20 protein-coding genes are annotated in these 17471 nt (G+C 72.6%); 8 read left to right on the top strand and 12 right to left on the bottom strand.

The window, feature by feature from the left end; all coding sequences use genetic code 11:
- Nucleotides 1-33 precede the first annotated feature (33 nt).
- Both ACZ4VT_RS31130 and ACZ4VT_RS31125 read right to left on the bottom strand, forming a co-directional pair.
- Nucleotides 34-393 (bottom strand): YciI family protein, encoded by a 360-nt coding sequence (locus ACZ4VT_RS31130; RefSeq protein WP_467954700.1) that lies wholly within the window; start codon nucleotides 391-393, stop codon nucleotides 34-36.
- Nucleotides 394-519: 126 nt separating this feature from the next.
- A complete protein-coding gene (locus ACZ4VT_RS31125) occupies nucleotides 520-789 on the bottom strand; it encodes a hypothetical protein (protein WP_351587452.1) in 270 nt (89 codons plus the stop codon).
- Nucleotides 790-880: 91 nt separating this feature from the next.
- On the opposite strand from ACZ4VT_RS31125, the gene ACZ4VT_RS31120 reads away from it, so the two are divergent.
- The 3 genes from ACZ4VT_RS31120 (at nucleotide 881) to ACZ4VT_RS31110 (ending at nucleotide 2262) form a co-directional block, all read left to right on the top strand.
- Nucleotides 881-1219, top strand: coding sequence for a thioredoxin family protein (locus tag ACZ4VT_RS31120; protein WP_467954698.1), 339 nt, complete (start codon nucleotides 881-883; stop codon nucleotides 1217-1219).
- A 114-nt stretch (nucleotides 1220-1333) separates the two neighbouring features.
- Nucleotides 1334-1687: a DUF1304 domain-containing protein gene (locus tag ACZ4VT_RS31115; protein WP_467954696.1), complete on the top strand. Its 354-nt coding sequence runs from the start codon at nucleotides 1334-1336 to the stop codon at nucleotides 1685-1687.
- The gene (locus tag ACZ4VT_RS31110; RefSeq protein WP_467954694.1) at nucleotides 1684-2262 is read left to right on the top strand and encodes a TetR/AcrR family transcriptional regulator; all 579 of its coding nucleotides are present in this window, start codon (nucleotides 1684-1686) and stop codon (nucleotides 2260-2262) included. Before ACZ4VT_RS31115 ends, ACZ4VT_RS31110 begins: the two co-directional genes overlap by 4 nt.
- Nucleotides 2263-2347: 85 nt before the next feature.
- Here the strand turns inward: ACZ4VT_RS31110 and ACZ4VT_RS31105 are convergent, their stop codons facing one another.
- On the bottom strand, nucleotides 2348-2554 hold the full coding sequence (locus ACZ4VT_RS31105; RefSeq protein WP_351290928.1) for a cold-shock protein: 207 nt from the start codon (nucleotides 2552-2554) through the stop codon (nucleotides 2348-2350).
- 271 nt (nucleotides 2555-2825) lie between these two features.
- Between ACZ4VT_RS31105 and ACZ4VT_RS31100 the strand changes: the two genes are divergently transcribed.
- Nucleotides 2826-2960, top strand: a complete 135-nt coding sequence (locus tag ACZ4VT_RS31100; protein ID WP_467954691.1) for a hypothetical protein — start codon at nucleotides 2826-2828, stop codon at nucleotides 2958-2960.
- 27 nt (nucleotides 2961-2987) lie between these two features.
- On the opposite strand, the gene ACZ4VT_RS31095 is transcribed toward ACZ4VT_RS31100, so the two are convergent.
- Nucleotides 2988-3356: an HGxxPAAW family protein gene (locus ACZ4VT_RS31095; protein WP_467954689.1), complete on the bottom strand. Its 369-nt coding sequence runs from the start codon at nucleotides 3354-3356 to the stop codon at nucleotides 2988-2990.
- 92 nt (nucleotides 3357-3448) lie between these two features.
- On the opposite strand from ACZ4VT_RS31095, the gene ACZ4VT_RS31090 reads away from it, so the two are divergent.
- Both ACZ4VT_RS31090 and ACZ4VT_RS31085 read left to right on the top strand, forming a co-directional pair.
- Nucleotides 3449-3943, top strand: coding sequence for a MarR family winged helix-turn-helix transcriptional regulator (locus tag ACZ4VT_RS31090; protein ID WP_362809549.1), 495 nt, complete (start codon nucleotides 3449-3451; stop codon nucleotides 3941-3943).
- Between the two features lie 71 nt (nucleotides 3944-4014).
- The gene (locus tag ACZ4VT_RS31085) at nucleotides 4015-5502 is read left to right on the top strand and encodes a DEAD/DEAH box helicase (protein ID WP_467954687.1); all 1488 of its coding nucleotides are present in this window, start codon (nucleotides 4015-4017) and stop codon (nucleotides 5500-5502) included.
- Between the two features lie 29 nt (nucleotides 5503-5531).
- Here the strand turns inward: ACZ4VT_RS31085 and ACZ4VT_RS31080 are convergent, their stop codons facing one another.
- The 5 genes from ACZ4VT_RS31080 to ACZ4VT_RS31060 all read right to left on the bottom strand — a co-directional run bounded on the left by ACZ4VT_RS31080 (nucleotide 5532) and on the right by ACZ4VT_RS31060 (nucleotide 10286).
- Nucleotides 5532-6002: a hypothetical protein gene (locus ACZ4VT_RS31080; protein WP_467954685.1), complete on the bottom strand. Its 471-nt coding sequence runs from the start codon at nucleotides 6000-6002 to the stop codon at nucleotides 5532-5534.
- A 106-nt stretch (nucleotides 6003-6108) separates the two neighbouring features.
- The gene (locus tag ACZ4VT_RS31075; RefSeq protein WP_467954738.1) at nucleotides 6109-6543 is read right to left on the bottom strand and encodes a hypothetical protein; all 435 of its coding nucleotides are present in this window, start codon (nucleotides 6541-6543) and stop codon (nucleotides 6109-6111) included.
- 916 nt (nucleotides 6544-7459) lie between these two features.
- On the bottom strand, nucleotides 7460-7963 hold the full coding sequence (locus tag ACZ4VT_RS31070) for a GNAT family N-acetyltransferase (RefSeq protein WP_467954683.1): 504 nt from the start codon (nucleotides 7961-7963) through the stop codon (nucleotides 7460-7462).
- Nucleotides 7964-8425: 462 nt separating this feature from the next.
- Nucleotides 8426-8983, bottom strand: a complete 558-nt coding sequence (locus ACZ4VT_RS31065) for an SRPBCC domain-containing protein (protein WP_362809556.1) — start codon at nucleotides 8981-8983, stop codon at nucleotides 8426-8428.
- An 85-nt stretch (nucleotides 8984-9068) separates the two neighbouring features.
- Nucleotides 9069-10286 (bottom strand): NUDIX domain-containing protein, encoded by a 1218-nt coding sequence (locus tag ACZ4VT_RS31060; RefSeq protein WP_467954681.1) that lies wholly within the window; start codon nucleotides 10284-10286, stop codon nucleotides 9069-9071.
- A gap of 230 nt (nucleotides 10287-10516) precedes the next feature.
- On the opposite strand from ACZ4VT_RS31060, the gene ACZ4VT_RS31055 reads away from it, so the two are divergent.
- Together ACZ4VT_RS31055 and ACZ4VT_RS31050 are read left to right on the top strand one after the other, a co-directional pair.
- The gene (locus ACZ4VT_RS31055) at nucleotides 10517-11791 is read left to right on the top strand and encodes a DUF418 domain-containing protein (protein ID WP_467954679.1); all 1275 of its coding nucleotides are present in this window, start codon (nucleotides 10517-10519) and stop codon (nucleotides 11789-11791) included.
- Between the two features lie 290 nt (nucleotides 11792-12081).
- Nucleotides 12082-13227 carry a helix-turn-helix domain-containing protein gene (locus ACZ4VT_RS31050; protein WP_467954677.1) on the top strand — a complete coding sequence of 382 codons (1146 nt, stop codon included), beginning with the start codon at nucleotides 12082-12084 and terminating at the stop codon, nucleotides 13225-13227.
- On the opposite strand, the gene ACZ4VT_RS31045 is transcribed toward ACZ4VT_RS31050, so the two are convergent.
- The 3 genes from ACZ4VT_RS31045 to ACZ4VT_RS31035 are packed head-to-tail and all read right to left on the bottom strand — an operon-like array spanning nucleotide 13164 to nucleotide 16746.
- The gene (locus tag ACZ4VT_RS31045; RefSeq protein WP_467954675.1) at nucleotides 13164-13517 is read right to left on the bottom strand and encodes a UBP-type zinc finger domain-containing protein; all 354 of its coding nucleotides are present in this window, start codon (nucleotides 13515-13517) and stop codon (nucleotides 13164-13166) included. The genes ACZ4VT_RS31050 and ACZ4VT_RS31045 overlap by 64 nt on opposite strands.
- Nucleotides 13514-15073: an ATP-binding protein gene (locus tag ACZ4VT_RS31040; RefSeq protein ID WP_467954673.1), complete on the bottom strand. Its 1560-nt coding sequence runs from the start codon at nucleotides 15071-15073 to the stop codon at nucleotides 13514-13516. Before ACZ4VT_RS31040 ends, ACZ4VT_RS31045 begins: the two co-directional genes overlap by 4 nt.
- The gene (locus tag ACZ4VT_RS31035) at nucleotides 15070-16746 is read right to left on the bottom strand and encodes an NAD(P)/FAD-dependent oxidoreductase (RefSeq protein ID WP_467954671.1); all 1677 of its coding nucleotides are present in this window, start codon (nucleotides 16744-16746) and stop codon (nucleotides 15070-15072) included. The genes ACZ4VT_RS31040 and ACZ4VT_RS31035 overlap by 4 nt, the downstream gene beginning before the upstream one ends.
- Nucleotides 16747-17471: the final 725 nt, after the last annotated feature.

The raw sequence follows: 17471 nt of genomic DNA, 5'->3' as shown, positions 1-17471 counted from the left end.
AGCCAGGGCAAACGCGGCGCGAACGCCCCGGGATCACATCTCCTCGATCTCCCGGACCTCGGCGCCGACGTTCCACTCGGCCGGGTGGATCTCGAGGAACCGCTTGGTCCACTCCAGGGCCTCGGCCTTGTCCTTGCACTGGATCAGGGAGTAGCCGCCGACGACCTCCTTGGTCTCGGTGAAGGGGCCGTCGGTGTAGCTGATCTTCCCGCCGGACCAGTCGACCCGGGTGCCCTCGGGGGTGCGGAGCAGCCCGGCCGTGTCGAGCATGACCCCGGCCTTGGTGATCTCCTCCATGTAGGCGCCCATCTTCTCCATGAAGTCGGGCGGGAACGCGGTGTCGGTGGTGAGCTCCTGCTCATTGATGCGGATCAGCGTCAGGAAGCGCGGCATGGTGACTCCTCGGTCGGGAGGGCGGGGGCTGTCCCCGCCTCTCACCCCTGCGTCGAACGGGAGACGCCCCGATCGACAGCTCCCGGGAAATTCTTCGAAGATTTTCCGCCAGACGGCCACCGGACGTCAGCGGCTGTCACCCGTCCAGTCCCAGTGGCGCGGGTCCCCGGCGCGGCGGCGGTAGTGGGCACGGCCGCCCGCTCCGTAGCGTCCTATCTCCGTGGGGAGCCTGGCCTCCTCGGCGAGCCGGGGCGCGCTCCAGCCGGTGATGTCCAGGAGCAGCCCGTCGAGCGGCCCGCCGACCAGTTCGCCGTATGCGTGGTCGGGGCGCGGGCCGGGGTCGGGGTCCTCGTGGTCGGCGCCGTAGACCCGGCGCCGGAGCATCCTGTCGTCCATGCCGATCAGCTTCACAGGCGCCACTGACAATGCGGCGATGATGGGGGCCGCCCTCCCGATCGAGGGGGCGTACGAGCGAGGAGCGACACGCATGGCACGTCGGGTGCACCAGCCACTGGAGAACCAGGAGTTCGACTTCATCCTGTCGATGACGACCGGGCCCGTTCTCGCCTACTTCTGCGGCAGCTGGCCGAAGGCGGTCGAGGCCTGCCGGGCGATGGACGCGGTGGTCGGGGAACTGACCGAGGAGTACGGGACGCGGTTCACCACCGTCCGCACCGACATGACCCGGTGCCCCGAGCCGACCCGGCGCTACGGGGTGACCGCGGCGCCGACCGCCGTGCTCATCAAGGACGGCGAGGCGGTCGCGAGCCAGGCGGGCCCGATGACGCGCGAGGAGTTCCGGGCGTTCCTGGACGCCAACCTCTGAGCCCGGCAGCAGGGTGACGGCCTGCCCAACGGCTCGGACCAGAATTCCTGTACAGTTGTCCAGGAAATAGCGTCCCTCAAGTCACCCCTTCAGCCCCCAGAAGTGGAGGCGGCCATGCACACGGTCGCTCAGATCCTGATCGGCCTCGTGGCCGCGCTGCACGTGTACTTCCTGGTCCTGGAGATGTTCCTGTGGCAGCGCCTGCCGGGCCGCGCGCTGTCCGGCTTCGACGCCGACACCGCCCGCCTCACGGCGCCCCTCGCCGCCAACCAGGGCCTCTACAACGGCTTCCTGGCCGCCGGTCTGATCTGGTCGCTCGTCATCGACTCGCTCGCCACCCAGGTCTTCTTCCTCGTCTGCGTGATCGTCGCCGGGGTGTACGGGGCCGCGACCGCCAACCGCCGGATCCTCGTCGCACAGGCCCTGCCCGGCGCCCTCGCCCTCGGCGCGGCGCTGCTGGCCGCGTGAGCCCGGCGGACTCCCGCGCACCGGACCCGCGCACGGCCCGGACGAAGGCGCGGCTGAGGGAGAGCCTGCTCGCGGAGTGCGCCACCGCACCGCTCGCGGAGGCCAGCGTGGCGGCGGTGGTCCGCCGGGCCGGCGTCGGCCGGGCCACGTTCTACCTGCACTACGAGGACCTCACCGCGCTCGCCGTCGACGCGTGCGCCGATGTGGTGCACGCCGCCGTGGACGCCCTGCACGCCTGGCAGACGGGCCCGGCGGCGCTGCCCCCGGCGCGGCCGCCGGCCGAACTGGCCGCCTTCCTGGCCGGGGCGGCCGAGCGGGGGCCGCTCTACCGCACCCTGCTCCTCCCGGGCGGTGGCGGCCCGCTCGGCGACCGTCTCCACCGGGAGCTGCGCGAACGCGCCCGCGCCGAGCGCGCGGCCGTGGGAGCCCCGCGCCCGGAGCTGGTCGCCTCGGCGGTGGCCGCCGCCTTCACCGGCGTACTCGCGGACTGGCTGCACGGCGCCGTCCCCGCCGATCCGCCCGCCCTGGCGGACCACCTGTGGCGCCTCCTCCTGGCCCTCCACCGGGCCGGATAGCGGCCCGGTCCGGGCCCCCGGACGTGCGAGAGCCCCGCCGGGGACCGGCGGGGCTCAGCTCACGGGCCGGGCTCGTGAAGCGGCACTACGAGAGGGGGACCACCTGCTCTGCCTGCGGGCCCTTGGGGCCCTGGGTGACGTCGTACTGGACCTTCTGGTTCTCCTCCAGCGACTTGAAGCCGGTGGTCGCGATGGCGGAGAAATGAACGAACACGTCCGGGCCGCCGTCGTCCTGCTGGATGAACCCGAAACCCTTCTCCGAGTTGAACCACTTCACGATGCCTGTTGCCATCTGGCTGATCCTTCTCAACGTTCCACTGCGGGCCGCATATGCGGCCGTCTCGATCCTGCCCAACGGTCCCCTACAGCACACGCTGAACGCGGCCAACCGTGGCGCGGCGCGCATTCGAACTTCTGGTCGGCTTGTCCGTGAAAAGGGGGAGCAGCTCCTTCCGGAGGCCTTCCGGAAGCCCTTCGAGAGGGGACGGACATGAGCGGGTTCGCGACATTCGGGGTGCCCGACCGGGTGACGGGGACGGCGGCGGACGAGGAACGGGCTGCTGGTGATCGCCGCCCAGGACGAGGTCGGCGGCCTCTTCGTACGTCCTCCGGTCGCGGGCGAGCGTCGCCCCCGCAACTGGCTGCCCGGCGAGAGCACGGCGGGCTTCGCCGAGGACCCCCCGGCTGGTCGTACGTGACCCCCGCGCCCGGGGTGCTGACGGTGTTCATGCTCTGCTGTCCGCGGCGGGCCAGGACACGGCGGATCGAGGCCGAGGGGCTGCTGCTGCGGCCCGGCGCGGTCCGCTGACCCTGCAGCCCAGACAGTCGGCGTGCCCGGTGTGGGCGGTGGTGTCCCGGGTGCGCCAGTCCCAGTCGGCCTCCGGGCGGGGCCCGCTCGGCTTGCCCCAGCCGGCGAGGTGCAGGAGCCAGGTGACGATCCCGGCCGCGGCGACGACGGCGAGGCCGAGCCAGATCCCGGGGGTCCGGGCCACGCACACGGAGACGCCCGCTCCGGCGAAGCCCAGCAGGGCCAGGGTGGTGCCGGTCCAGCCGGCCACCGTGTGGCCGAGATCGACGTGGCCGTGCGCGCTCATGGTTCTCCCTGGTCGGACGGTCGGCAGTAGGCTCGGAGAGAGAATTCATTTATCTCACGAGCTAAGTAACTTAGATGCTAAGGAGTATCTGCGTGGAGGGCAAGCCCCGCCCCCCGGCCACGGCCGCGGAGGCGATGTCGCGCATGGACCAGTACGTCGCCCTGGGCATCGTCGGCCAGCAGGAGGTGGCGCAGCGGCTCGGGCTCAACGTCACCGACCTGACCTGCCTCGGCCACATCCTCGGAGCCGGGGACACCCCACTGGCCGCCGGTGACCTCGCCGAACTGGTGGACCTCACCACCGGCGCCGTCACCGGGGTCCTCAACCGCCTCGAACGCGCCGGGTACGCGCGCCGCCGGCCGGACCCCGCCGACCGGCGCCGGGTACGGGTGGTGGCCGAGCCCGAGGCCGCCGCCCGGGTCGTCGCGGTCTACCAGCCGTTCTACGACCGGCTCGGCGCCCTGTTCGCCGACTACACCCCCGACGAGGTCGCCGTGATCGCCGACTGGTTCGAGCGGGCCGCGGTCGAGGTCCGCACCCACTGCGCCCAGGTGCGCTCCGGGGAGCTGGACACCGGGGAGGCGTAGGTCCCGCTGGTACCATGGGCGGTTGACCAACTTCTTCTCCCCCATCTGCTGCTTGCTTCGAAAGGCCCTGCATGAGGAACCCGTCAGTTCACGGACGCTTCGGTGTGAAGGGCGGTGCCCGGCCCGGAGCCAAGTCCGGCGGCAAGACCCCCCGGAGCATCGGGCCGCAGGGCGAGTTCACGATGCACGAGCCGAAGGTGCCGGGCCTGGCGCCGGTGGAGTCGTTCTCGGAGCTCGACCTGCCCCTTGAGCTGGTGACGACCATGGCCTCCCTGGAGGTCAAGGAGCCGTTCCCCATCCAGGCCGCGACGCTGCCGAACGCACTGGCCGGGCGGGACGTCCTCGGCCGCGCGCGGACCGGCTCCGGCAAGACCCTCGCCTTCGGCCTGGCCCTGCTGGCGCGTACGGCGGGACAGCAGGCTGACCCGAAGCGCCCGCTGGCGCTGGTCCTCGTACCCACGCGCGAGCTGGCGCAGCAGGTGACCGAGGCACTGGAGCCGTACGCGGCGGCCCTGAAACTGCGGATGGCCACCGTGGTCGGCGGACTGTCCATCGGGCGGCAGGTGAGCGCCCTGCGCACCGGCGTCGAGGTCGTGGTGGCCACCCCGGGGCGGCTCAGCGACCTGGTCGGGCGGCGGGACGTGCACCTGGAGCGCGTGAAGATCGCCGTGCTCGACGAGGCCGACCAGATGTGCGACATGGGCTTCATGCCGCAGGTCACCGAGATCCTGGACCAGGTGCACCACGCGGGGCAGCGGATGCTGTTCTCGGCGACCCTGGACCGCAATGTGGACCAGCTGGTCCGCCAGTACCTGAAGGACCCGGTCTCGCACTCCGTCGATCCGCAGGCGGGCGCGGTGACCACGATGGACCACCACGTGCTGCACATCCACGCGGCCGACAAGATCTCGGCGGCCACCGAGATCGCGGCCCGGGACAACCGGGTGCTGATGTTCCTCGACACCAAGCACGGGGTCGACCAGTTCGTGAAGCACCTGCGGGCCATGGGCGTACGGGCGGAGGGGCTGCACAGCGGAAAGTCGCAGCCGCAGCGCACCCGGACCCTGGCCCAGTTCAAGACCGGAGAGCTCACCGTCCTGGTCGCGACCAACGTCGCCGCGCGCGGCATCCACATCGACGACCTCGACCTCGTGGTCAACGTGGACCCGCCCGCCGACCACAAGGACTACCTGCACCGGGGCGGCCGCACCGCCCGCGCCGGCGAGACCGGCCGGGTCGTCACCCTCGTCACCCCGAACCAGCGCCGGGACATCGTCCGGCTGATGGCCGACGCCCGGATCCGGCCGACGATCACGCAGGTCAGGTCCGGTGAGGCGGCGCTGAGCCGGATCACCGGCGCGAAGGCCGCCCCCGGCGTGCCGCTGGCCGGCTCCGCTCCGACCGACGCCAAGGGCCGGCCCTCGGGGTCGGACCTCGGCTTCCGGGGCATCGGCACCCGGCCGGGCCGGCCGGGGAAGGGCAAGGAGTCCCGCAAGACGGTGGAGGCCCGGCAGCAGGCCGAGGCCCGCCGCGCGGCCCGGGTCCGCCGGGGCGCCTGACGGCCCGGGCCGCGGCGCTGCCGGCCGTTTCAGACGGCGGTGCGCCTGCGCAGGCGGACCGCGGCGGCGTTGCGGACGCGGCGGGTGCGGGCGCCGGTGGCCAGCAGGCGCAGGGCCTCGTACGAGGTGAGCGACTGGGCGGCGGTGCGCTGGCACCAGTCGGAGGCCGCGGTGAGCTCCGCGGCGGACCAGGACTCGCCTCGGGTGATGGCCTTGAGCAGGATCCACTCCCGCAGCCGGCGCTCGGGGAACGCCCGCCCCGCGAGCGCGTCGGCCATCGCCCGGGCCCAGGCGGGGAAGGCCTCGTCGGCGAGCAGCCGCGCCGCCCTGCGGTCGAGGTGGGTGACCACGGCGCTCTCGGCCATCACCGGATCGGGATCGCGGAGCACGGCGGCCACGGCCTCGGCTTCGGCGCTCTCCCCCGGCGCGACGGCCAGCGCCTCCAGGTGGCGGCCGTAGCGCCAGTGCTCCGGGGGCGTGGCGGCGCCGGAACGGCTCATCGGTACCCGCTCCGGCATGCCTGTCGCAGGCCGCTGCTGCTTCTTTCCACTCCCCATGACACCCATTCCACACGACCTCGGTGAACGGCCTGTCGTCAGGGTGCCGTCAAGCCGTTCCGCGGCCTGCCGGGGCCGGCAGCAGGGACTCCGCGCCGACCGGCCGGTACCCGGCGGCCTGGAAGCCGCGGATGCTGCGCGCGTTGCCGGTGGCCTGCTGAGACCAGACCGGCTGCCCGCCGGGGACGAGGACTCCGCCGTCGGCCGACCAGACCCGTACGTCGTCACGGCGCTTCAGGGCCCGCCGCACCCGTCCGGTGCGGTTCAGCGGCGCGGCCCGGAAGCGGGCGTTCATGGTGGCCGCGAGCGCGTCGCAGTCGAGGGCGGCGAGGGTGGACCTCACCCAGTCCGGGTCCTCGTCGGTGAACACCACGGAGTGCGCGGTGAAGGCGATGACGCCCGCGTCGCGCCGATTCTCCTGCGGGACCACGGTGGTGGCGCCCTCCGGTGGCGGGAACCGCCCCTCGGCCGCCGCGTCCAGGATCTCCGTCGTTTATCCCATGCCTCCGCTGTCCCGGGAAGAACCGCAGATCGACAGGTCGGGTGACGAGCGAGGTTAAACGTCAAGCTCAGAAAGCCGTATCCCACCGAACGTGATCCGTTGATCTCTGCTGGCCAGACAGGTGTAGCTCGGAATGAGAGAGACGTCCGGCGTCTTGTTTCCGCTCCGTGAGCGAGGGGTGCGCGATGGCGTCGGTGCCGGGAATGCTGGAGGAGCGGGAGACGGCGGCCCGTGTGCGGGTGGAGGGGCTACGGGAGGAAGTCGCCCGGTCGGCGGAGGTGTTGGAGGCCGCCGAGATCGAGCTGGACCGGCGGGTGATCGCGCGGGAAGGGCTGGTCGAGGCCCTGGCAGCCTCGGCTGCCGAGACCACCCCCGGGACCGAGGCCGAGGAGAAAGCGGTGCTGTCGCTCGCGCCGGTGCCGGGCTCAACGGTGCCGCCCTGGCGGGAAGGGCTGCCGGTGACGGTTCTGGCGCCGGACCATCAGCGCATTCTGGGCGTGCTGGAACGGCAGCGATCCACGGGCCACGGACCGTTTCGGGCCAAGGAGATCGCGGTGGAGCTGGGCCTTGACGCGACGCCGGCGAAGGTCGAGGGGCTGCGGTCGAAGGCCCGCTCCCCGTCCGTCATGTCCGACGGATACCGGCGCACCCGGTCCGGATGGTCGGCCGCGTTGCCGTACATGTGCGCGAGGCAATCGCACGACGCGGCGGGCGAGTTGAAGTCAACATGCTCGGGAACGTACAACAAGGACAACAGGGCCTCCGTGAACCACTCGGAATGGGATCGCACCCCGAGCTACCTGGAGGCCCTGCTTTCACGCGCGGAAACCGCCGCGGTCACCCGACCAAGACTCCCGTTCGATCGACAGCCTTCGAGATCGGTACGGGCAACCACCACTTACGTGTCGGAATGCTCCGGCAGGGCGAGCCAGTCCGACCATGAGATCTCGCGGCCGAGGAAGCGCGGCCGTTCGAACGGCCAGTCGGCGGCGATCCACTGCGGCACCAGCGCGTCGAGGGCCTGCTCGACCTTGCTGCCCACCAGCTCGTCCACCACCCACCAGGAGATCTCGCCGTCCGCGCCGGCCCTCTCCGGCGGGTCGATGTAGACACAGCCGAGCAGAGCTGTCTCCGCCGCGTCGAACAGCGCGTAGTTGAAGGACTGGTGTGCGGCGATCTCCTTCTCGTGCCGCAACAGGTCGGCCCGGTCGGCCTCGTAGGTCATGGTGGCCGCGGGCCAGCCCCAGGCGGGGCCGAAGATGGTCCACAGCCGCTCGCGCGAACCCATCACAGCCGGATAGTCGAGCGGGGTGTCCGCCTCCCGGATCGGCCGCAGGTGATGGCCGCCGCCCGGAAGCGGTACCAGGACGGGGTGGACGAAGTCATCGGGAAGCCAGCTCATGACGCCTGACCGTAGCAGCGCGCGGCCGTCCGCTCCCCTGGATTTTCCCCATATATCGCCAGGCCCTGCTCTCATGCCGGGCAGGGCCCGCGATCACCCGATCGAGACTCCCGTTCGATCGACAGACTCCATGATCGGTATGGCAACGGCTTCTCATGGTGGCCTCATCTGCCGCCGCGGCATCGTCAACTGACTTGCCCGCCGTCCGCGTTGAGGCTCCCGGGCACCTTCTTGCTGCCCGCGCGCCAACCGGCCTTCCATGTCATGGAGCCACCCGAAGCCACACCGGACCCGCTGGGCGGCATGCCACCCGGCACCATGGAGCCTCGGGCCGCCGAGAACTGATTCCCCCTCGTTCCGGAGCCATCCGGTGTTCGTCCTTCCCCGCCGACGGGCGGGGACGGACGACGTCGCGCGGCGGCCCGCAGCCGCGGCACATCCGGCGGTCGAGTCATCGCGGGTTCAGCCTTCGCGCGGCCCGCGGTCCTGACGCGTCTCGTGCGCCTCGTGACCGCCGGCCCCCTGGCCGCCCTCGTGCTCGGGCTCCGGCAGCGGGGCCCCGGTCTCCAGCAGGGTCTTGAGGCTCGACGCGAGCATCGGCCAGGCCCGCCCGCACATGCCGATCAGGGTGCCGCCGGGTTCGAACCCCTCGTGCAGGATGGTCAGCCGTGCCAGGGTCTCGCCGACCGGCTCGATCTCGTACGTCACCTTCGTGCGCCGCTCCTTGGCCAGTTCGGCCCGCAGCTCCTCGGCGATCCCGACCGAGGCCGCCCACTGCGGGGTGAAGGTGTGCCAGGTGTAGGAGAGCACGCGGTCCGGGATGCAGTCGAGGACCACCTGCTCGGGGTCGCTGGTGCGGGCCCCGCGCTCGACCCAGTCCATCGCCGAGCCCACCGCCCAGTCGGTCTCGAAGCTCAGGCCCCAGTACCGGCGGGTGAGGGCGGGGTCGGTGAGAGCCTGCCAGACCCGGGCGGGATCGGCCTGGATGTACAGGGTGTAGGTGATCGCACTGTCGCTCATGGCCCCATGCTGCGGGACCGGGGACGGCGGACGCCGGATTTCCCGATCATGGCGGCTGCCGAGGCCGGAACGGCGCCCGCCCGCGTCACCAGCGCACGCCGTCCTCCGGGAGTTCCGTGGGCGGCGTCCGGGTGGGGACGGGGAGGGACAGACGGGCGCGGGCCGTGTGCACCGCCGCGAGTTCCTCCGCGCCGGCCGGGCCCCAGTCGCTCAGCTCGCGGACCTGTTCGGGAGTGGCCAGCAGCCGGGCGTACGACGGGTCCGCGGCCGGCGGGAGGCCGGTGAGGCGGGCCGCGGTACGGGCGTGGGCGCCCTGACCGGCGTGCCGGTAGCCGAGCGGGACGGCCCCGGTGGTCGATCCGGCCGTCGGAGGCGGCAGATGGGCCGTACCGGTGGCCCGGGCGATCAGGAGCAGGACCCGGCCGTCGGGGCCGAACAGCCAGCCGCGGTGGTCCCGTACGGGCAACGGCGCCGGGACCGGCCCCGGGTGCCAGGTACCGTGCTGCGGGGTCCGCCGGGTGCGGAGCACTCCGAGCCGGTCGAGGGCGGTCGGCGCGGTGGGGCGGCCGTTCTCCAGCAGGGCGGTGCCGGAGCCGTTGATGCGGGCACGCAGGGCGGACAGCGCGCGACGGGCGTCGCCCGCGTCCATCAGAGCGGGCAGGTCGGCCGGCTCGGCGAAGTGGATGCCGAGGATCTCCTGCTCCGGAAGGCGGACGGCGTCGATCCGCTCGGCGGTCCAGGTCCCGCCGTCGTAGACGTGCAGGATCTCGCCGGGGAAGCGCATCTCGGGCGGGAAGCCGGGGGTGTCGGCCGGAATCCAGTCAACGGCGAGGCCCCGCGGATAGCGGCCGTCGATGCCGAGTTCCTCGCGCAGTTCGCGGGCGGCGGCCGCGGAGGGCGCCTCGCCCGCGTCCACGGCTCCGCCGGGGAGCAGCCGGTCGGCGCGGTAGTCGACGCTCTGGACGAGGATCCGGCCGTCGGTGTCGGTGACGAGGACGACGGCCGCGGTCCACACGGCGGCGCGCGAGGCGCCGTACTCCTCGGGGGTCATCCAGGTGCCCGCCCGCTCGTGACCGTCGGGCGCGGCCCGGTCGCACGCGGCCCGTTCGGTCTCGACCCGCTCGGTCTCGGCCTGTTCGGTCTCGACCCGCTCGGTCTCTGCCTGTTCGATCTCGACCCGCTCGGTGTCGACCCGTTCGGTCCCGACCCGCTCGGTGTCGGCCTGTTCGATCGCGATCTGGTCGGTCTCGGTCTGCTCGATCTCCGCCTGGTCGATCGCGCCCTGGTCGGTCAGCTGCGGCATCGGACTCCGTTCACCTTGGGTGGACCCGCCGCCTGTGCAACAGCGGGCGCGGCCCCCGGGTTACGGCGGCCGTGCGCCGCGGCCTCCGACCCTCGCCTTTGCCACCCCTATACCTCCTTATTACGCGGTTATGCCGTCCTTGGTACCTTCCGCTGGCGGACTGGCGGCATGAAAACCGCCGGTCCGACCACTTCACCGCACGCACCGGCCGGACCGAGGAGAGATCCCCCATGCGACGCGCTTCCCCCACGGAAGCCGCGGCTTCACCCGTAGCCCCGGCAACCGGCGGGAGCGGCGGCCGCGGCCGGCTGGCCGGGGTGGACGCCGTGCGCGGTATCGCCGTCCTCGGCATGTTCGCCGTGCACGTCGGCCCCGGCCCGCGGCCCGAGGGCGCCGGTTACATCCTCGTCGCGGCCGACGGACGCGCCCCGGCGCTCTTCACCCTCCTCGCCGGCTTCTCCCTGGTCCTCGCCCAGCGCGGCCCGGACGCGGTGCGGCAGCCCGCAGGCTGGGACCGGCGCTGGCGTCCGCTGCTGATCCGGTGCGCCGTACTCGCGGTACTGGGGCTGTTCCTGGCCTCGTTGTGGCCCGGGATCCTGGTCATCCTGGCCTTCTTCGCCGTGTACTTCCTGGCCGCCGAGCCCTTCACCCGGCTGTCCACACCGGTGCTCGCCGCCGTGGCGGGCAGCTCCGTGGTGGTGGGGCCGCTGCTGTCCTTCCTCCTGGGCCCCGTCTTCGGGTACGGGTCGTCCGGCCGGGGCCTGGTTCCGGAGGGCGCCGACCTGGCGAGTTGGGCCGGGCTGGGCACGGTGGTGTGCGAGCTGCTGCTCACCGGGGCGTATCCGTTGGCCACTTACTTCCCGTACGTCCTGGCGGGGATGGCCCTCGCCCGGCTGTTCGACGTGCGGGAGCGGGCGGCGGCCCGGCGGATGGCGGGATGGGGCACGGCGGCGGCGGTCGCCGGATACGGCTCCGCCTGGCTCGCCTCCCATGTGTTCGGGTCCCGGCAGCGGCTGCTGGAGGCGATAGCCGTCCACCACCCGGAGGCCCTGGCCGCCGCCGACCCCGTACGGGAGGTGCTGAGCGGGCAGTTCGGCGCCGTTCCCAGCACCTCCTGGGACTGGCTGCTGGTGGCCGATCCGTACAGCCAGACCCCGCTGGAGACCCTCGGCAACGCGGGTGTGGGGTGCGCCCTGATCGGCCTGTGCGCGCTCGCCGCCCGGCACCGGCCGGGCGTGCGCCTGCTGCGCCCGCTCGCGGTGCTCGGGGCGATGGCGCTGAGCGCGTACGTGGTCCACGCGCTGGTGCTGGCCGGTCCGGCGCACGGCGCCGCGTCCTGGTCCGCCTGGCTGGGCTTCAGCGGCACGGCGCTGGCCCTGACGTGGGCCTGGCAGCGGATCTGGGCGGACTCCCCGCTGCGCCGCGGCCCGGTGGAACACGCGCTCCGCCTTGCCACGGGGGCCGGGGGCCGCACGCTCCCCGGCGGCGCCGAGCGCGGAATGTGACGCCTGTCGATGGGCTCCAGAGCCCCCCACCCCCGTGGAGGGGCTCCGCGCCGACCGGGGCCTGCCGTACTCCGCGACGGACATGACTGCGTTTCACCGGGTCACGTGCCGTCCGCACCGTGCGGGAACGATCGCCACGCTATGGCCGGGAACGGCGCCCGGCCCATGGCAGCGGGCGCCAGTAAGGGGACCGGACGCGCCAAGGGGGACCTTGCGCGCCACGTTGCGGCCGGCGGCCGCCGCGGTACCGCGATGACCTGGCCATTCGTACTCGTCTATGCTCGGCCCCTGTGGTCCCGAACGCGCACCAGGGCACGACCTCCTCCGCCCTCACCCGTCTGAACGTCAATACGGCACGTCTGCTCGGGATACCTCCGGCCGGGTACGCGCACCTGCTGGGTCTGGCCCCCGAGCACCTCGACGACGACCTGTGCCGGCCCCCCGCCCTCACGAGCATCCGCATCACGGAACTGGCCACCGTCCACGCCCACTGGACCGAGGTGGCCCAGGTGATGACCCGGCAGTCGGACATCGGCAGCCTCAGGGTCTGGGACTACCTGTTCACCTCCGCGCCGACTCCGCTCGAAGGGGCCCGGGACGCCTCGGCCCACCTCGCCTCGGTCCTCGACACCGGCACGGACAACCTGTGGGTCACCGAGGAAGACGGCCAGGTCACCATCAGCCACCTCAACGAGGCCGATCTCACCCACGAGGCGGCCTGCGCCGTCCGCGCCTGCGCGCTCGGCCTCTACCATCGCCGTCTCAGCGAAGCCGCACAGCGGACCCTCGTTCCCGTCCGCGTGTCGCTGGCTGCCAGGACACCCGCCCGGCACGACGCCCTGACCGAGCTCTACGGCACCCGCAGCATCGAGTTCGAGGCTCCGGTCAGCTCGATCACCTTCCGCGCCGAAGACCTCAAAGCCCCCTCGCCGCACGCCCAGCCCGGCCTGTCGAGCGTGCTGCGGAAGCACGCGGAGCAGGCCCTCGCCTCCGCCGTCCCGCTGCGCAACTGGCTGGACCTCTTCCGGACCGCCCTCGCCTCCCTCCACGAGGAAGGAGCCCTGACCCTGTCCGCGGCGGCGCGGCGCATGGCCATCAGCACACGAACCCTCCAGCGCCGCCTCGACGAACACGGCACCACGTGGAGCAGCGAGGTCGAAACCGTACGCCGGGAGCAGATCACGCGGCTGCTCCACAGCACCGACCTCAGCATCGACGCGATCGCCGCCCGAAGCGACTACGCCGACGCGCGCGCCCTGCGCCGGGCCGTCCAGCGCTGGTACAACACCACCCCCGCAGCCCTGCGCCGCACCGGCCGCCCGCACGGTGGCGCACACGCCGGCGCGCGGGCCGAACGGGGTGACGAGCCCGTTCAGCGGTGGAGCCGCTGCGTCCAGTCCGGCGGAACCCGATCGGCCGGGCCCGGCACCGACTGATCCGCGGGATGGCCGCCCGGCGGCGTCAGCTCGGGCCCGGACTCGTACATCTCGTTGCGGTCGTAGTCCCAGAACCAGTCCTCGCCCGGTTCGAAACTCTGCACCAGGGGGTGGCCGGCGGACTTCCAGTGGGCGGTGGCGTGCTGGGCAGGCGACGAGTCGCAACAGCCGATGTGACCGCACTGGGCGCAGCGCCGCAGGTGGAACCACCAGCCTCCCACCGCGTCGCAGTCGGCGCAGCCGGTGCCGGCGGGCGGGACGCTCGGGTCGATTCCCAAGATGTCGGTCATGCGGGCTCCTCGGCGGTCTCGGTGCCGGTCGCGCGTGCGGTCTCGGCTCCGCCCGCGGCTTCGGTCTCGGTTTCGGTCTCGGTTTCGGTTTCGGTTTCGGTTTCGATCTCGGTTTCGGTTTCGGTTTCCGGTGCGGTGAGCGGCAACAGCACCTGGAAACGGGTGTCGCCGGGCTCGGACTCGACCTGGAGGCTGCCGTGATGCTTGTTGACGACGATCCGCCAGGAGATGTCCAGACCCAGGCCGGTGCCCTCCCCCACCGGCTTCGTGGTGAAGAAGGGGTCGAAGATGCGGCTGCGGATGTCCGCGGGGATGCCGGGCCCGGTATCGCGGAACTCCACCAGCAGCCGGTCCCCCTCGCGTGCCGTGCGGACCGTCAGCGTGCCCTCGCCACCGGTGCTCCCCATGGCGAAGACGGCGTTGTCGATGAGGTTGGTCCACACCTGATTGAGCTCCGCCGGGTAGGCGGGCACGTCCGGCAGGGAGCGGTCGTAGTCCTTGACCACCCGGATCCCTCGGCCGATCTTCCCGGACAGCATCAGCAGCGTGCTGTCGAGGAGTTCGTGGACGTCGACGACCCGGTGCGGGGCCCGGTCGAGCTGCGAGTACTGCTTGGCCGCGTCCACGAGGTGGGAGATCCGGGTGGTGGAGTCGGCGATCTCGTCCATCAACAGCTCGGTCTCGACCGAGTAGTTGAGCCAGCCGATGGCCGCGGGCAGGATGTCCTCGGCCACGGTCGCCGCGACCTGGTCCAGCCAGTCCGTGTCCAGTCCGGCCTGTACGAAGGTCGGCGCGATCCGCCAGCCCTCCTGGATGGCGTGGTCGTCGAGCCAGTCGGCGAGCTCGTCCTCGCGGTCGGAGGCCTCCAGCGGGCTCAACACCGGTGCCTTGGCGACGCGTTCGACGGTGCGTTCCTGGATCTCGATGAGGTCGGCGATGGTCTCGCGGGAGTAGCCGCCCTGGGAGATGACGGCCAGCTTGTGCCGCATCTTGCCGACCCGTTCGCGCAGGGTCGCGGTGGCCCGGACGGCCGCCGCGGCAGGGTTGTTGAGCTCGTGGGTGAGTCCGGCGGACAGCGACCCGAGGGCCAGGAGCCGTTCGCGCTGGCCGATGGCCCGCTGGGTGTTCCTCGCGCCGAAGAAGAGCCCTTCCAGCAGGTGGGCTGCCATCGGGAACCATTCCCGCATGAAGTCGGCGAACGACTGCGCGGGCAGCACGAAGAACCGCGTCCGCTCGGTCACCCGCATCGAGTTGGTGTACGTCTGCGGCACCCGGTCGCCGAGGTAGGCCTGCATGGCTCCGGCGTACACCCCGCGCTGAGAGGTCCGGCTCACCTCGACGTCGTCGCCGCCGACCCGGCGGAACAGGACGACGGTGCCCTCGATCATCACGTAGAAGCAGGTCGCCGGGTCGCCTTCGGTGTACACCGGACCGGTTTCGAACCGTTCCACGCGCCCCTCGGCGCACAACCGACCGAGCTGCTCCGGGGAGAGCTTCTCGAACAGGAACAGCGAGGCGATCTCCTGCGGGCTGCAGGGCATCGCCTGCCCGCTCATGACTGCTCCAGGTACCGGTGGACGAGCATCACGGCCATGGCTCCCTCTCCGACGGCGGACGCGACGCGCTTCGCGGACCGGGCCCGCGCGTCGCCGGCCACGAACACGCCGGGAACGTTGGTCTCCAGGTGATAGGGCGGCCGGTCCAGCGGCCACTCGGCCGGTGGCCGTCCGTCCGCCGTGAGGTCCGGTCCGGCCAGGATGAAACCGCCCTCGTCGCGCAGCACCGTACCGTCCAGCCAGTCGGTGAGCGGGGCCGCGCCGATGAAGACGAACATCCACTGCGCGTCGACGAGTTCCGTCTCGCCGCTGTCCACGTCCCGCAGGACCAGCTGTTCCAGGTGCTCCTCGCCGTGCGCCGCCTCGACGACGGTCCGGGTGCGCACCGAGATGTTCGGCGCCTCCTGGATCTGCTGGATCAGGTAGTACGACATCGACACGGTCAGGGACTCTCCGCGCACCAGCAGCGTCACCGACTTCGCGCCCCGCGCCAGGTACATCGCGGCCTGTCCCGCGGAGTTGGCGCCGCCCACGATGTAGACGTCGTACCCCTGGCAGGAGGACGCCTCGGTGAGCGAGGAGCCGTAGTAGACCCCGCGGCCGGTCAGGTCGTCGCAGCCCGGTGCCTGGAGCTGCCGGTAGGACACGCCGGTCGCCAGGATGACGCTGTGCGCGGCGACCGACGAACCGTCGGAGAAGCGGACGACGCGCGCCGGGCCGTTGACCTCCAGCCCGGTGACCTCGCGGGCGGTGAGGATCTCGGCGCCGAACCGGCCGGCCTGGCGGCGGGCGCGATCGGTGAGCTGGGCGCCCGAGACGCCGTCGGGGAAGCCGAGGTAGTTCTCGATGCGGGAGCTCTGCCCGGCCTGCCCGCCGGTGGCCGACCGCTCGATGAGTACGGTACGCAGGCCCTCGGAGGCCCCGTACACGGCCGCGCCGAGCCCGGCCGGGCCGCCGCCGATCACGACGAGGTCGTAGAACTCGGCGGTCGGCGTCGTCGCGAGCCCCACGTGGGCGGCCAGGTCGGGCGCCTCCGGCTCGACCAGTACGGTGCCCTCCGGGGTGATCACCAGGGGCAGCCGCTGCCCGTCGACCCCGGCCGCCTCCAGCAGGCGCAGGCCCTCGGGCTCGTCGGAGGAGTACCAGCGGTAGGGCACCTGGTTGCGGGCCAGGAACTCCCGCACCTGCGAGGAGCGCGCCGACCAGCGGTGCCCGACCACCTTCGTGGCGGGTACCGGCCGGTAGTCGCTGGAGCGCCAGGCGGTGAGCAGGTCGTCCACGACGGGGTAGAGCTTCTCCTCCGGCGGGTCCCACGGCTTGAGCAGGTAGTGGTCGAGGTCGACGACGTTGATCGCGTCGATCGCCGCGTTGGTGTCGGCGTACGCGGTCAGCAGTACGCGCCGGGCGCCGGGGTACACGTTCAGGGCCTGCTCGAGGAACTCGATGCCGTTCATCTGCGGCATGCGGTAGTCGGCCAGGATCACGGCCACCAGGTCGCCCCGCAGCTTCAGCTCGTGCAGCGCCTCCAGGGCGGACTCACCGGACTCCGCGCGCACGATGCGGTACCCGGCGCCGTAGCGACGCCGCAGGTCACGGGCGACGGCACGGGAGACCCCGGGATCGTCGTCCACGGTCAGGATGACGGTCCGTGCTGCGTCGGCGGCCTCTGCCATACGTCTCCCACGACGGCCTGGACCGGCGGCACGGCGAGCCGCCCGCCCCGGTTCCCGCCCATCGTATGTTCGATCGCCCGAATCCGCTCCGGGAACCGGTCCCCGGGAGCGGGTCACCCGTGCGTGTGACGGGTGCGGTCCGCCCGGCGGAGGTGCGGCAGGGTGGGCGGATGCAGCTGCGCCGGGCCCTGCCCCTGATCCTTGCCGCGCTCTTCATGGCCACCGGGTGCGTGACGGTACGGCCCGCCGCCCCGCCGGAGGCTCCGGACGCACGGCGGCCGGCGCCCGCGGCGGCCCGTACGGAACCCGGGCAACCGGCGCCCCGGGCCCTGCCGTTGGGCCCCCTGCCAGCGGCGCCGGCGCCTCTCGTACCCGAGCCGGCGGCAGCCCCGGCAGCGTCCCCGGCGCCTCCTCGGCCGCACCGGGCCGGGCCCGCGCGGCCCGCGAAACCGCCGAAGCCGCCGAAGCCGCGCAAACGGCCCCCGGCACCGCAGCGCCCGTACGACCTGGCCCCCTTGTGCGCGGCGGCACGCGGCACGGTCCACCCGTCGATCGTGTCCCTGTGCCACTAGACCGGCTCTTTCGGATCTTGCTCCCCCAGCTACCGCTGGGAGGTGCCCCCAGTCAAGCCCGCGCCGTCTGGTGCCGTGCATCGCAAGGCGGAGGGGCGCCCACATCACCTCCCCCTCCCCACCCGGCTGGTGGCACGCCGCCGGCGAGCGCAA

Source organism: Streptomyces sp. NPDC029164 (assembly GCF_055563995.1).
The sequence above is the reverse complement of the archived record's forward strand: the minus strand, read 5'-3'. Positions and strand labels throughout refer to the sequence as shown.

Bases quoted from the DNA above. Each gene is read 5' to 3' on its own strand.
- ACZ4VT_RS31130 (WP_467954700.1), bottom strand. From the start codon at position 393: ATGCCGCGCTTCCTGACGCTGATCCGCATCAATGAGCAGGAGCTCACC.
- ACZ4VT_RS31125 (WP_351587452.1), bottom strand. From the start codon at position 789: ATGGACGACAGGATGCTCCGGCGCCGGGTCTACGGCGCCGACCACGAG.
- ACZ4VT_RS31120 (WP_467954698.1), top strand. From the start codon at position 881: ATGGCACGTCGGGTGCACCAGCCACTGGAGAACCAGGAGTTCGACTTC.
- ACZ4VT_RS31115 (WP_467954696.1), top strand. From the start codon at position 1,334: ATGCACACGGTCGCTCAGATCCTGATCGGCCTCGTGGCCGCGCTGCAC.
- ACZ4VT_RS31105 (WP_351290928.1), bottom strand. From the start codon at position 2,554: ATGGCAACAGGCATCGTGAAGTGGTTCAACTCGGAGAAGGGTTTCGGG.
- ACZ4VT_RS31095 (WP_467954689.1), bottom strand. From the start codon at position 3,356: ATGAGCGCGCACGGCCACGTCGATCTCGGCCACACGGTGGCCGGCTGG.
- ACZ4VT_RS31085 (WP_467954687.1), top strand. From the start codon at position 4,015: ATGAGGAACCCGTCAGTTCACGGACGCTTCGGTGTGAAGGGCGGTGCC.
- ACZ4VT_RS31080 (WP_467954685.1), bottom strand. From the start codon at position 6,002: ATGAGCCGTTCCGGCGCCGCCACGCCCCCGGAGCACTGGCGCTACGGC.
- ACZ4VT_RS31070 (WP_467954683.1), bottom strand. From the start codon at position 7,963: ATGAGCTGGCTTCCCGATGACTTCGTCCACCCCGTCCTGGTACCGCTT.
- ACZ4VT_RS31065 (WP_362809556.1), bottom strand. From the start codon at position 8,983: ATGAGCGACAGTGCGATCACCTACACCCTGTACATCCAGGCCGATCCC.
- ACZ4VT_RS31060 (WP_467954681.1), bottom strand. From the start codon at position 10,286: ATGCCGCAGCTGACCGACCAGGGCGCGATCGACCAGGCGGAGATCGAG.
- ACZ4VT_RS31055 (WP_467954679.1), top strand. From the start codon at position 10,517: ATGCGACGCGCTTCCCCCACGGAAGCCGCGGCTTCACCCGTAGCCCCG.
- ACZ4VT_RS31045 (WP_467954675.1), bottom strand. From the start codon at position 13,517: ATGACCGACATCTTGGGAATCGACCCGAGCGTCCCGCCCGCCGGCACC.
- ACZ4VT_RS31040 (WP_467954673.1), bottom strand. From the start codon at position 15,073: ATGAGCGGGCAGGCGATGCCCTGCAGCCCGCAGGAGATCGCCTCGCTG.
- ACZ4VT_RS31035 (WP_467954671.1), bottom strand. From the start codon at position 16,746: ATGGCAGAGGCCGCCGACGCAGCACGGACCGTCATCCTGACCGTGGAC.